Source organism: Parapedobacter flavus (assembly GCF_035818675.1).
Lineage (GTDB): Bacteria > Bacteroidota > Bacteroidia > Sphingobacteriales > Sphingobacteriaceae > Parapedobacter > Parapedobacter flavus.
Map to the genome: position 1 here is coordinate 172,727 of NZ_JAYKZZ010000010.1, position 14,309 is coordinate 187,035.

Below are 14,309 nucleotides of genomic sequence, written 5' to 3' on the forward strand. Positions count from 1 at the left end.
CTCATGAATTATGCATCTAGATAAAGTTTCGTTATTGATAACCCATTATAATCGAAGCCAATCCTTAAATCGATTATTACAGAGCTTCGTGCAACTCGATATGTTCTTTGCGGAGATTGTGGTTTCAGATGATTGTAGCGACGAAACGCATATTTCGGCTATTCAACAGCTGTCCACACATTTTAAGTTCAAGCTAGTGAAATCACCCCAAAACATGGGCTTGGGCAATAATATCAACAAAGGACAGGCGGAAATCTCTACGCCATATACGTTGTATGTACAGGAAGACTTTATTCCGTCGGATAGGTTTAAGGAACGTCTATATCAATCGCTAGTCATGATGGAAGCCAATCAAACAATAGATCTGATGCGTTTTTATGCCTATGTACCCTACCCCTACCTTAAACCTAAAAATGAGTTCGGTTTTTCAGAAATGTATCTCCCTTTTTTAGGATACCGATACAAAAAAATTTACCAATATTCAGATCATCCCCATCTAAGGAGATTTAATTTTGTCGAAAAATTTGGAAAATATCAAGAAGGTATCAGCGGTGACAAAACAGAGTATAAAATGTGCCTGTCATTTCTACAAAATAAAGGAAAAGGGTATTTCTACAACGATTTCAAGGAACTTTTCACCCAATCTAACTCCGAGGCCGAACCCAGCACTATGACAAGGGTCAATTGGAGGAATGGGGCCAACCCCGTGATAAAAATGGTTCGAAATGTATACCGGCAGCTCAAGTACAATTTCGAAATCTATTTTGGTTAAGTCACTTCCAAAACTAGAGTCGACCGGCCCGCAGTTCGTCGACAGCATAGTTACATGCTCTCGCTGTAAGCGCCATATAAGTCAACGATGGGTTCTGGCACGCAGAAGATGTCATAGCGCTCCCATCGGTGATAAATACATTATCCACGGCATGTAATTGGTTGAACTTATTCAGTACAGAGGTCCGGGGGTCGCTTCCCATTCTGGCCGTACCCATTTCATGTACGGTGCTGCCGCCCGGTTTTGCGTAATTAAATTCGTGTATGTTTCGAAATCCTGCATATTCAAGCATTTCCGCGCAACTACTTCGGGTATCCGATTGCATCGCCTGTTCATTTTCTCCAAATTCGAAGTCAATCACGACGCGGGGCATTCCCCACTTATCCGGTTGGCTTTCGTCCAATGTAATCCGGTTATTCGGATTGGGTAAACACTCACCCCAACCTCCTAACCAGACCTTCCAATCACCAGGCGTCAGCAGCCGCTGCTTATAGCCCGTTCCGAAGCCCGACTCTCCTTTACGTTCCTGCCACCCTTCGCGCGAACCAACACCCTGTACCTGATATCCCCTGAGAAAACCGGCACTTGAATTCCCATCAAGGTTCCGATATCTTGGTATAAGAAAACCGCACGGCCGCCTACCTTTGTAAAAATGATCCCGAAACCCATCGTATGTCCCTTCCGCACCGGCCGACGAATGGTGATCCATCAGGTTCCTCCCCAGTTGACCACTGTCGTTGCCCAGCCCATTCGGAAATCGATTCGATTTTGAAGCGAGAAGTAGCGCAGTCGTATTAATTGTTGAGGCATTGACAAATACCACCCGGGCATAGAATTCCGTTTCCTCCAATGTCTGCGTATCAACCACCCGAACACCGGAAACACGCTGGGTATTGTCATCAAAAATGAGTTCGCTCACAACGGAAAATGGCCGAAGTGTGAGGTTACCGGTCGCAAACGCAGCCGGAATGGTGGCACTATTGCTACTGAAATAACCGCCATACGGACAACCCCGCGCACACAAATTGCGGTATTGGCACGGACCTCGTCCTTTCCATCCTTTGGTGAGGTTAGCGACCCGGGCAGCCGTCAGGATACGACCCATTTTCCTAATGTGGTCCGCCAGGTAGTCTTCTACACAGTTCAGTTCCATTGGTGGAAGGAAAATACCGTCTGGAAGCTGGGGAAGGTTTTCCGCTTTTCCGCTGATTCCTACAAAAGATTCTACATAATCATACCACGGGCTCAGGTCGGCATACCGGATAGGCCAATCTACACCATGTCCGTCTCGGCTGTTAGCTTCAAAATCCAAGTCGCTCAGTCTGTAGCACTGCCTGCCCCATATCAACGACCGCCCCCCCACCTGATAGCCACGGAACCAACTGAAGGGCTTTACCTGATGATAAGGGTGTTCATCATCCGCCACATAAAAATGCTTCGTACTTTCATCAAATCCCCCGCTTTGGATGGGGCTTCTTCGCACATCATCCATTGTGTTTTTGAGACGGAATTGGAAATCCCACGGATTCAACATGGCGGTTGGGTAGTCGACAGGATGCCGAACGTCCCTGCCCCGTTCGAGCACCAGCGTCTTCAGTCCTTTTTCACACAACTCTTTCGCCGCCCAGCCCCCACTGATACCCGACCCGATGACAATGGCATCATACGTATGGCGTTTAGTGGACGACAGTGGAGTCACGGTATTCTTTGTTGTATTTAACAAGCACTTCTGACGATTTCTTCTGCGAAAACGGAATTTTTCCCTGTTGGTCCGCATAGCCTACACCCATCAGTAGGATGGGGCGCTCATCATCACCCAGGTGAATCGTTTTTTCCATCGTACACTCAAACTCTTCAATGTCCGGCCAGTTGATCGGTACGGAACTTAAACCCAAGGTTTCTAGCGCCAACATGAATGACATGGCGGCCAATCCACCATCAATGTAGATAACATGGCGGTCCCGCTCACTTAAATACGCACTCAGTTTTCCCACGAGCACGACAAAAACCGGTATTTGATCATAAAATGGCCGAATACCCATCGGGATTTTCCCCACCCGATTTTTCATCGCTTCTTGGTCGTATATCCTAAACTCAAACGGTTGGCGATTGCAGGCGCTTGGAGATAACGAGGCAATAGACACGGCCTGATCGATCAATGAACGCTCAACGGCACGCTCTTGGTACCAGCGAACGGAGCGTCGCTGCATGGCAAGTCCGAAAAGCGCTTCAAATGTTACTTCACTGGGTTTCACATCGGCCCTAAAATAAGGAACCCGTTGTAAGGGTTGTAAGGTATCGACACCCTCGTATACACAAGGGTGGTGTGCCTGCTCTGAACGGAATTGTTCACGTGCAGCATCAACTGTCGGGTGCGGTGCAACGACATCGAAATAATGAGCGAGCACTTCCTCCGTCCAACGCAACAGATCACGGTCGACAGGCATCTTGCCCGACTCCATATCTTCCTTGATCGTTTTGTAGTTTTTTACGGTGTAGAGAATATAATCCAGGGCAAACACCGACCGTTTATTCTTCATGATCAACCCCTTTTCCAACCTATGTATTTGTCTCCGCAGGTGAAAAGCATTGGGCCGATCCTCTTTAAGTGCCTTCAAATGCATATATTTACCCTGAAGCACCTTCTGGTGCTCCCTCGAAAACTCGTCAGAAAAACAAAGGTAGTAGAGATCGCTGAGAAATCTTGATTTCCGACACACCGGTATCAAATAGTCGTTCTTGACGTTTTCTTTCATCAAATATAATCGATGCCTCAATCCCATATCTGTATTAATTATTGATATTATTCTTATTTGCTGGTGATATAATCGCTAACACCCGCTCGGCAACAGCCTGCCAACTATGCGATTTTGCCATCGCGACCCGGGCTTTTTCGGCATCGCCACGGCCCCCACCACCTAATGCCTCCGTTATCTTTTCAAGGAATCCAACATGGTCTTTGGCCAAATACGTCACCGAACTGAAAATTTCGCGCATCACATTGGTCTCGGTTGCAACCACCGGCCGCCCCATCGCCAGGTACTCATCGATCTTCAGTGGATAGTTATCATTCGTAATCTCATTGATGTGTTGCGGATTAATGCATACGTCAAAATGTTGGATGTACGCGGGCGCCAATTCCGTATCTTTTTTTCCCAAGAAATGAACATTGGGCAACAGATGAAGCTCGCTGTCGCGGAACGCCTCATCCTCACTGCCGACCAACACCAAGTTCAATTCCGGTCTTGATTTAGCTAAAAACACCAATAACGGAATATCCAAGCGCATTTCCAATAATGCGCCGACGTAGCCAATCACAGGTCTATCAACCAACGGAAGCAAATCGCCGGGAATCTGATATTGTTTCTGATAATCGAATCGCCCGATATCACAACCATTTCCGATATAATACGACGCCGGATTGAATGCCAGTGCCCGATTTCGAAAACCGTAGGAGTTACACAAAATAACATCCGAGCTTCGCATCAAATCGGGCTCTAATTTACTACCGTGCCTCTTCCAGTAATCCATACCCACAATATAATCACGATCAAGATATATATATTGAGAAGGCTTCAACAGCTCCTTTAGATAGAAACTTCTAAAAATATCTTTATCGTTAACGATGATATAATCGTCGAAGCCAATTTCAGCGACCGCCGAACCAATCTCTTTGGAGAGTCGTGAATTATTGATCCTGTTTAATCGTGAGAATGTCCAAGTGTTCGGAATCCAGTTTATCGACTCGATAATTTTCTCCGGATAAAGTACCCATAAACCATTTTCGACTTTTTCCAGGGGTTTGGTTTTTTGGCGTATCCTAAGGATATGTTCATTAACAAATCGGTCGGAACTACCGAACCAGTAAGCACGTCGATCGATAGGCGAATTGACATACAATACATTATGGTTTTTTGCGAGCTCCTTTGCAATACTCGTAGCCGTAGATTCCCGATCCGTGAGAATGCGTTGTAAGCCCACAAATACAAAATTGAGCTTCCTTTCAACAAACTTAGGGGTTATCGCTTCCATCAAGCTAACAGTCTATTAAACATATGGTCCACACGCTCCTTGAGTGACGGGATTCGTGCATCAATCCTTCTCGTTACATCGTCCTTTTCAGCCAACAATTCCTGGAACCTGGCAATCACCGAACGTTCATCAATCGCATCTGATTCAATAACATACTTTTCCAGGTCAAAAAGTTCAAAAAGCTCCCGATATTTGTGCGACCAACTGATGGCCATCACTGGCCTTCGCTCTAAAAAGCCGAAAATCAATGCATGGAAGCGCGAACTTACCAATAAATCAAGATCTCGAATATGGCCCCTGATCGTTTCTGCCGACGCATACCCGTCGAGTAACGTACATGCTTCCGGTTTGCCCAATAGTTGGTAAATCTGACGGCACAGTGTTCGGTCGTCGGTGTGGATAACACCGTCAGGGAACAATTCATTGGGAATAAGCGTAATTTCAGCGCCAAGCGTCTCCATGCAGTGACGACAAAGTGCCAGCAAAACCCGCATATAAGTATTATCCGGCCCTGCCCCCGTTAGCTTTTCGTACACCCGGATATTAGGGGATATCCCAATCCGAAGCCGCTTTTCGGTGGCTGGGCGATCAGGATAATGTATTGGACGTTCATTACCGGCCTCTTCGCCGCCCATAGAAAACACGATGTCGGAAAGCATGGGAATATCTACCGGGGCTCGATCGAGGAGCTTGGCCAAATATTGGCGTGAAACGGCGTCCCGAGCATAAAATCCATCGGCCGTCATCAACATTTTTCTAGCCGACTTAGAAACGCCCGCAAGCTCGAACGGCCCCCATGCCTGGGGCATGAAAAAAATCTTCACTTGCCTTTGCTTACATATGGAAATCAATCGAATGGTCTCATCTATCATCGGTTTCCCCCAGGAATCGGCGTAAGCGAATCCACTAATATCGATAACCGCATCTAATCTGTCAACAATTTCCTCAATCTCGCCGAAAGGAAAAGGGAAATACCACGGCAGGGTTTTGCCGGTTATTACTTTATAAAGTTTACCCTTAACCCGATACATAAATCCTTTGACCTTACCCTGTCGGGGGGCAGATGTATCAAACACCGGCAAAAACCCTGCTGATTCCGCCAGTTCACGTTCGTATCCACGACATACCATATAACACGTTACCCGTGCGTGGTTCCGCTGTAATTGCTGTTTGACCACCTTTAACATGGCCTCAGCACCTTTGTTCGTAAAATTCGCCCCTATGATCAAAACGTTGATGTTCTTCTTCATTTCCATGCACTATTTTCCCATAAACTGTCTAATTGCTAAAATCTGTTTGAATTTATTACGTGAGTAAGAAGTAAAACTCCACGGCACCAAGTAACACGCTCCCCCAACTAATAAACCTACAATCAGTAATGCTAAAGGGGCGAGCTCGGAGAACGATTCCCTGATCGCCAAACAAGCAAGGCCACTCACTAAGGACAAAACGAAAGGTAAGGCTAGCTCTCGAAAGAACAGCGATACCGAAATAGGTGTTCCTTTGAAACAAAAGAACAACGAAGGCACCAAGATGGTATAATTAACAAGGGCATAAGCGATAACCATCCCGTCCACCCCCCAGTTCATTCCAATCAAAAAAGCACAAACAGTAGCAACCGCATTGATACCCCCCCAAGCAAAGTACCTTTTCGTTTGGCCCATCGTAATCATCACGACCCCTTTGGTACCGGCCACAGGCTGAATGAGCGAAGTCACGGCCAACAACTGAAATATCCGTGAGGCCTCCAGCCACTGCGCGCCTAACACAAGTAACACGACCTCTTTGGAAAAGACGACAAGGAACATCACCAACGGCATCGAAAAAAAAGCCAATATGAAGTTATAACGGGCGTAGAACTCACGGTATTTTACATATTGATTTTTCAAGGAACTCAACGCAGGGAAAGCGACGGTGTTTAACGGGTCTCGGAGCTGCGTGATGGGCAACATCAACAGTTGGTACGATTTGCTATAGAGTCCCAATGCCGCCGAGCCAAAATATCGGCCGATAAGCATATTGTCGGCATTCCGCGAAAAATAATTAACAATATCAAACCCCGTTACCCCTGCACCAAACCGCACCATGTTCTTCACCCGATCAAATTGAAAATAGAAACTCGGACGCCAGTCGCAAAGTAACCATAACATCGCCGTATAAGAGACCGAATATGCCGCAGTAATGCCTATAACCGCCCAATAGTCAAAATTCAACAATGCCATTACGATGCCGACGGTAATACTGGTAGCGGTAGCTGCTACGTGTATAGCCGAAATTCGTTTAAAACGCATTTGTCTTTTCATCAATGCACCGTGCTGCAATACAGACCCTGTAAGGAAAACGGTGCCGGCCAGCGCAAGTGTGATGTGGAAAAGTCGAGGTTCGTTATAGAAAGAAACCAAAAACGGACCGGTAGCAGCAATAATGAGCGATATCGCTAATGAAATACCCAAATTTAACCAAAACAAGGTGCTGATCTGTTTCTGGCTAATCACGCTACGCTGAACCACCGCCGACGTGAGACCCAGATCTTTAAAAATCAAAACGAAACCGGTAAAGGCGGTAACCATGGCGACCAAACCAAAGCTCTCCGGCACGATAAGCCTTGCCATAACCGAGGTCGACAGCATGTTCAACACAAAAGACAACGTTTGTGAGAGCATCGTGTTCATACCTCCTTTGATAGATTTCCTTTTTAGGTCACCCGTCAAATGGCGCGTATTAAACCATTTCGAATATTTGGCTTTTTCCCGAAGTTCCTGCATTGCTTTCATCAGTAACTGATCGCTCTTTCGTTAAGTCAACGCCCAAGAACGTTGGTTTTTTTCCATTTCTATACAGCCGTCATACCGGGCGGGTACGGGGTCGTAGACAAGTGCCAACGTCGCTCCCTGCATTGAGCGACAGTAACATAGTGCAGTGAGCTCCTTGGCTAGAATGATAAATGGTTTACCAAAAAGCCGTTGTTTGACTTTCCTGATAAACCAGCCACCAAAATTCGCGTCCGACTCAAGTTCAATTAGCGTATTTAGCCTTTCCTTTTCTGCACAGACGGCAAAGGTACGCCCAAACTTAGCCTTGCAATGCTTATCCAAATCTTCCAACCCCTTTAAAAAAACAGCTTGCTCCCGCTCACTCAAACAGTGCTCAACCAACAAAAAAACCGCAACCGACACCCCGGCCGATTTCGCACCGGGTGTATCTGTTTCGGGGATAATGGCTTCTGCTAGTTCCTCCATACTCTTCGTAAATAAGGGCAAGTTTGATAAATCTGCTTTCGGAGCCGCGTATCGACCGACAAATTTCATGACGGCGACACCGATAATCCCCGTCACAAGTAGCAATAGAACGATTAGCGCTTCCCTACGTTTCAACATATGCCTCCTTTCACTCCACATCTTGCACGTGTTTTTCTTGGTAATGCCGCGTGGCGACAGAGATTTTATTAGCCTTCCGCGCCTTAATAAGCGATGTCAATTGGTAAAATATAAATAGTGGTATGCCTACCAATGCCCGATAAACCTTACGGTCTGTCTGTGAAACGACCAAGGCGGTAAAAAAACCAGCAACAAAAATACCCAACGCAATCAACCAAACAACCGCGTGCATCTGATTAATGAAAAGGTTTGCCACCATGAACATGAAGGAAAGAAGAAGGAAAATGAAAAGTGGCGGCCGGAGCAACGTCAGCCCGAACAACAGCTGGTTTCTACTAAGCGTCCTTATACCACGCCCCACCAGTCCGAACCCGAAAGTGAAGTACTTGAACCACGTGTTGATCCAACGGGCCCGTTGATTAACCAATTGTGCGGAATAAGCCGTTTTCTCATCATATACCACCGCTTCATCTGCATAGGCTATTTGCTTGCCCCGCTTCACGATCTCATACTGCAATACTTTGTCGAAACCGGCACCGACAATATCCAAGTGCGCTAAACAGGCTTCGTACAGATCGACGGTAAATGCCATCCCCGAACCCGCCAGCGTAGCCGATGAGCCTGCGTGAAACAGGGCCTTTCCGTCATAGAAGTGATAATAAATATCGCGCGCAGCATCTAACCCGGCATAGACCCCATCCATATTCTTTGCCTTACGCACACCCTGCACCGCTTCAAAACCTTGGTCAAAATACCGATCCAGTTCATTCAGATATTCGGGATCTAACAGATTATCACTATCAATGATCGTCAACCGATTGTGTTGTCTTTTAAAACGGTTAATGGCATAAAAATGTGACCTCGTATTACTAGCCAATACCTTTTCAGGTTTCAACAAGATGACGCGTTCATCATCAAAGCACAAATCGGAAGTATCACATTTATCTGCCACAACATAAACCAGATATCGGCTATATCGAATACTTAAGATCGATTTTATCACAGCGGGAAGCATGCTCGTCTGTTCGTAAGCCGTTACAATAATCGCATAATCTCCGCTATCACGCCTTGCCGTTGCGCGGTTTCGTTTCGGGAATAACCAATAAAGGATCAACAGCATAATTGGGCTTACCAGATTGATACCGATAATCAATTGGATAATTACCCATAGTATGTATAAGCCTTGTGTCATGATAGGTGATGCTTTGTCTTCAATACCGAATACATCATCTCCACCGACGCAGCCCACGTATGGTGGGCCACAAAAGCAATCCTTTCCTGCTGGATTACTTCATTGTCTTCTGTTAGCGCCCGTTCAATCAGTTTAACATATTCGGCGTTTGTCCTGGCCAAATAAGTATGGTCTGCAAACAGCTGCATGGCGTGTGTAGACAAGGCGACAACAGGTTTCCCCATGGCCAGGTATTCATCTATCTTTCTGGGATAGTTCCCTACCGTCAACGGCGTGAGAAACTGTGGATTAATGCATACGTCAAAGAAATGGATGTAGTGAGGTAGCTGTTCCATCGGTTTCATCCCGAGGAACACAACATTATCGAGCAAGTGCAATTCACTTTGCCTAAACGCGCCGTCTTCCGGACCTACAAGCACCATCGTCCAATCTGGGCGACTCCGTGCGATATGTACCATAGCGTCCAGGTCGAGCCGGCTACGATGAAGCACACCGACGTACCCGATAAAGGGGCCGCGCAGCCCGGTTAATTCACTCGGCATCTCCTTGGTCTCATCAGTATTGAAAAGCCGCGTATCAAACCCCTGCCCCACAAAATGCACATTTGAATTATATTGTTTACAGTAATTTGCCAAATAGCTCGAATTGGAAAAGCACACATCGCTCTTCTTTATCATGATGGGTTCTAAACGCGGGCCGTGTTTATTCCAGTACGGTGCTCCAACAATAAAATCCCTCGAATAATAAATGGTCAATTCAGGTGCCAGATACTCCTTTAAATAAAAGCATTTCATGATTTCATTATCGTTAAAAAGCACAAACCCACTGTCAAATCCAACGACCTGAAGATACTTTTTAATTGCTGAGGCAAACCGTTTGTTGTTCACTCTATTGAATAAATCAAAAACCCGTTCGTTATCCAACCAATTAATTGACTCTACCAGACAATCCGGATAAAGCACCCACAGGTTATCTCCTTCTTGGCGCAAACCATTTTCCTTCCCGGCAATGACCCGTCGTCTAAAAACCACATCCCTATCGGCTTTCCTTCTGATCGACGTAGCCCGATCTAATGGCGAATTGACGTAAAGCACCTTATTCTTCTTGCTGAATTCTACTGCAATATCCTTACAGTTACTTCCCAATTCAGAATCCCATGGCTGCTGCCCAACAATCAGAATATTTTTTCCAGTCATCGATGTACTCCTACGGAATGTATGGGGTTAGTTGACGTCAGATTTTTTCCCTCGAAAAAAACCGACAACAAATAAAATAAGCCCCGGGATAACGAATAACTCAAATGGCATAATTACGATGATTTTTCATCCCACTTCCGTGCGTTATAAATAACAGCCCACGATATGAAAACCAATATGGACGAAGGTGTTCGATTAATAACCTCGTTACCATAACTGGCAACGAAAATCCCTATGGCACCCGAAATCAGTGCAATCAATTTGATACGGAGTATGGGGTCATTGATTCGCCAGATAATCCCACAACATTTGCCCATAATATACATGTTCATACCAAACCAGATGATAAGCCCAACGATTCCATACATCGCCCACACCTTAACCCAATAACTATCGGGTTCGATCGAGGCCAGGAATGTTCCGCCATTGTATTCTTTCCCATTTCCGCCGATGGTTCCCAACCCCCCGCCAAAGGGATGATATTTCAGGTAATCTGCCAGTTTCATTTGCGAATTTAAACGCACGATGAACGAAGGGTCATTTTCGGGGTTTACCGCCGACCGCAGCCGACGTATCTGGTAACTACCCTGGCCGATATCCGTAAACTTAAGAAAGGAAAAAAGCATGCCCAAAGCCAGTATCCCCACAACAAGGACTCGGAAGTTTTTAGTTAGAAACAAACCGACCAATCCACCGGATAACACAAAAAGTGCACCCCTGGTTCCGGAAATCATCATGGCATAAAACAAGAGACAGCCAATTGCCACCAATAATAGCCGTTTCCATAACTTAAAAGGCCCCATCGCCAATATTCCCGAAACCAATGCGATATGACTCATGGACGCCCCAAATTGGCCGGCATCCGTATAAAATGAAAAGACGCGAATCACCCCACGAATTAAGTGGGTGCCCAAATTGTCCAGAAGAAAACGCTCCTCACCGGGAAACAATCCAATGTGAAGCTGTTTGATTCCATTCAACGCACCGATAACCGACCAAGCGATTACAATATATAAAAACAAATCGAGATAGCGCTTACGCTGCATCACGGCACATCCCAATGGAACAATCAACAGCATGTTCAATGCCGTCCCACGGATTTCATTGACCCACCCAACCACACTTGCTCCAGACGGATTCGCAATCTGCAATACACTGATGCCAAACCACATGACAACGAGCTTCACCATGTCGTTGTTGGCATCGGCCCAATTGGTCCGGTGCTTATTGAAAAAGGTTACAACGAGTGTCAGTATCAATATGATTTCGAGACCAATACCCCAAGGGATAAAGATCATCGACTCCCGCCCGATTATTGGGAGAATGAAACAATAAATTACGCTCCCCATTAAACCAGACACCGGATATTTAACCAGAACGATCAAACAAACCGCTAAAAGGGCTATAAGCGCCAATGACACCGGGAGTATAATCCCAACGGTTACGGTATAATACCCGATTAAGATAGCCATAACGGTCAAGGCCAAGGCGAACCCTATCCTCGTCTTCGCATTTTGTCCGATATCGTACAATGCCTGTTTCACTCCGCTCAACTATTGACGTTAACTAAACTGCTTACGCACTCAACTTAACCTTATTGAGTACCCAACCTAGAAAACCGTTGTGCTTGCCCAGATAATTCATCAACTCTTTACCTTCATTTGATACCTCATCACCCGATTCAAATACACCGATGCTTACGTCCGTAAACATCAACCATTCCTTCACCTGGTTCAGGTTTTGGCAGCTATCCGTATCGATGATAATGATGTCAAACGCGTCGCGGAGAAGACCGAACCCGGTCAATAAGTTCTCCATATCCTGCAATTCCATCAATGAGTTTTGATGTGCATTACGGGTCAAGGTCGTAATCAGATCCTCAATCTGAATCTCGCGTTTCATTAAAAACTGTTCAAAATGCTGTGCCTCTTGTGCCGTTTTATCAGCGTTGCCAAAAAAATCATATACCTGTTCACCAATCAACAATACTTTTTTGCCGGTAACGGCAAACGCATAGGCTAGACTCACCGCTAAAAAAGATTTACCGGCGCCGGGCGACAGGCTCGTAATCCCCAAAACGCGCGACTTGTTAATATTCATCTCGTTATTCAAATCAAAACGCAAAGACCGAAGTAAATCTTTATACATCACGGCATCAACATCGACATTGTCATCCCACACCGCCCTTATCCCTTTATAGGACTTATCCAACGAATTAATGACGCCGATGACCTTTCCATCGGTCAATGCTCCAAGTTGCGCCTTCGTTACCACCCTGCGGTCCAGCAGGAACAACAACGCGAAAGCCGACATACACAACACCAGCGTTGCAACACCCGAAAACCCGACATATAAAAGGCGTTTGGAGGGCATTTTCATACCAGGCAAACCGGCCTCAACAATACTCAGGCGCAAGCCAACATTAGACACAAAACCCGCCTGATTTGTACGGTTTAAGATTTCCATATATTCCTGTGTGGCGATATCCGCTTCACGCTGTAAATTCTGCAATCCGGCATCCATCGGGACCATGGCATGGTAGCGACTCCGAACATTTGCTAGCTCTTTCTCAATAGAAGCAATACCGTTCTTGGCCAAAGACAATGAGGTTTCGAGTTGAAGTAATTCTGCCTCCAAACTTCTTCTGTTCACCTGGACACCACTGTTGCTGACGGAACCGGGAACGGAACCGGCGATGGCATTTCGCCGCCGCTGTAGCGAGTCGACCATTCGCTTATCGACGGGATTAAAATTATTGTCGATATACCTTCTATTCGCCGCTTGTAATTGCCGGTCAATTTCCAATAGCTCGTTATTCGTATGCGAACTTGTCGGCCGCAAATAATCACTGGTCGGATTGTTCAATTGAGCGTTCAGATCTTTAATGGCACCCTGTAGTGATTGAATTTCGGTTAGTCGCTCTGCACGCTGGCTCTCCAATGTCGTAATTTGTTGATACAGCCCTGAAGATTGTGCAGAAGCATCCATAATGCCTTTGCTAACGCGATAGTTCTTTAACGACTCATTACGGGCCACCATGACACGTTCTTTCTCGCTCAAGAGAGAATCAAGCAACGTAACCGATTTCGTTTCATTTACCGATCGAAAAGTGTGGTAATACTGGATGAACTCAGACGAAAGCGTATTGACTACGAATGCGGAAAGTTCGGGGTTTTCAGAGGCAAATCCGACAGTAATGAAATCACTTTCCCCTTTTCGGTTGATCGAAAGCCCCTCCTGTAGATCGGCCCCACCATATCCCATCCATTGAATCACGTCTTTCAACTTGACCCCGGAAACCTCGTCCTTATCCGTTAAAATAACGTTACCGGATACAAGGCGGTTTTCCAGTTCGGATAGAATCTGCTGGCGAATCGACCGGACCACCCCGTCGATGTTCTCTGAATACGGCCTAAATGCATTCCCCACATCCTTCAGATCATGGATAGCCAAAGCATGTGAGACCGTACCCAACACCCTTTTCATCGTCATCATGCTCATGATGTTGCCATAGGTCTGCCTAACCTGCATATAGTTGGATGTCTGGCTGCCATCTATTTTCGCCAACTCCGTAATCCCTGTAGATATCTGTGTCTCTGAATAATAGGAATCCGGCAAATCGTCGGTCAAGAAATAAGTTACACCAACAGCCAACAGCACAATTGCTAATATCAGCCACAACTGTTTTAATAAATACTTAAATAAACCAACGAAATCAATCATGGGTGAGTGTGTTTATG

The 14,309-nt window shown here is 45.9% G+C and carries 11 protein-coding genes; 1 reads left to right on the forward strand and 10 read right to left on the reverse strand.

The genetic code is table 11. The features are described from left to right. Positions 1–10 precede the first annotated feature (10 nt). The gene (locus U9S71_RS09615) at positions 11–772 is read left to right on the forward strand and encodes a glycosyltransferase (RefSeq protein ID WP_326327062.1); all 762 of its coding nucleotides are present in this window, start codon (positions 11–13) and stop codon (positions 770–772) included. A 13-nt stretch (positions 773–785) separates the two neighbouring features. On the opposite strand, the gene U9S71_RS09620 is transcribed toward U9S71_RS09615, so the two are convergent. The 10 genes from U9S71_RS09620 to U9S71_RS09665 form a co-directional block, all read right to left on the reverse strand. Beyond that, entirely contained in the window at positions 786–2,495 is a 1,710-nt protein-coding gene (locus U9S71_RS09620; protein WP_326327064.1) for a GMC family oxidoreductase, read from the reverse strand. Further along, on the reverse strand, positions 2,449–3,528 hold the full coding sequence (locus tag U9S71_RS09625) for a nitroreductase family protein (RefSeq protein WP_326327066.1): 1,080 nt from the start codon (positions 3,526–3,528) through the stop codon (positions 2,449–2,451). The genes U9S71_RS09620 and U9S71_RS09625 overlap by 47 nt, the downstream gene beginning before the upstream one ends. A 34-nt stretch (positions 3,529–3,562) precedes the next feature. Beyond that, positions 3,563–4,804 carry a glycosyltransferase gene (locus U9S71_RS09630; RefSeq protein WP_326327068.1) on the reverse strand — a complete coding sequence of 414 codons (1,242 nt, stop codon included), beginning with the start codon at positions 4,802–4,804 and terminating at the stop codon, positions 3,563–3,565. After that, a complete protein-coding gene (locus U9S71_RS09635; RefSeq protein ID WP_326327070.1) occupies positions 4,804–6,054 on the reverse strand; it encodes a polysaccharide pyruvyl transferase family protein in 1,251 nt (416 codons plus the stop codon). The genes U9S71_RS09630 and U9S71_RS09635 overlap by 1 nt, the downstream gene beginning before the upstream one ends. Positions 6,055–6,063: 9 nt before the next feature. Beyond that, positions 6,064–7,476 carry a lipopolysaccharide biosynthesis protein gene (locus U9S71_RS09640; RefSeq protein ID WP_326327072.1) on the reverse strand — a complete coding sequence of 471 codons (1,413 nt, stop codon included), beginning with the start codon at positions 7,474–7,476 and terminating at the stop codon, positions 6,064–6,066. Between the two features lie 123 nt (positions 7,477–7,599). Further along, positions 7,600–8,139, reverse strand: a complete 540-nt coding sequence (locus U9S71_RS09645; protein ID WP_326327074.1) for a gluconate 2-dehydrogenase subunit 3 family protein — start codon at positions 8,137–8,139, stop codon at positions 7,600–7,602. A gap of 52 nt (positions 8,140–8,191) precedes the next feature. After that, on the reverse strand, positions 8,192–9,373 hold the full coding sequence (locus U9S71_RS09650) for a glycosyltransferase (RefSeq protein WP_326327075.1): 1,182 nt from the start codon (positions 9,371–9,373) through the stop codon (positions 8,192–8,194). Further along, the gene (locus U9S71_RS09655; protein WP_326327077.1) at positions 9,370–10,569 is read right to left on the reverse strand and encodes a glycosyltransferase; all 1,200 of its coding nucleotides are present in this window, start codon (positions 10,567–10,569) and stop codon (positions 9,370–9,372) included. The genes U9S71_RS09650 and U9S71_RS09655 overlap by 4 nt, the downstream gene beginning before the upstream one ends. Before the next feature lie 113 nt (positions 10,570–10,682). Further along, positions 10,683–12,113: an O-antigen ligase family protein gene (locus U9S71_RS09660; protein ID WP_326327117.1), complete on the reverse strand. Its 1,431-nt coding sequence runs from the start codon at positions 12,111–12,113 to the stop codon at positions 10,683–10,685. A 31-nt stretch (positions 12,114–12,144) separates the two neighbouring features. Further along, positions 12,145–14,292 carry an exopolysaccharide transport family protein gene (locus tag U9S71_RS09665; RefSeq protein ID WP_326327078.1) on the reverse strand — a complete coding sequence of 716 codons (2,148 nt, stop codon included), beginning with the start codon at positions 14,290–14,292 and terminating at the stop codon, positions 12,145–12,147. Positions 14,293–14,309: the final 17 nt, after the last annotated feature.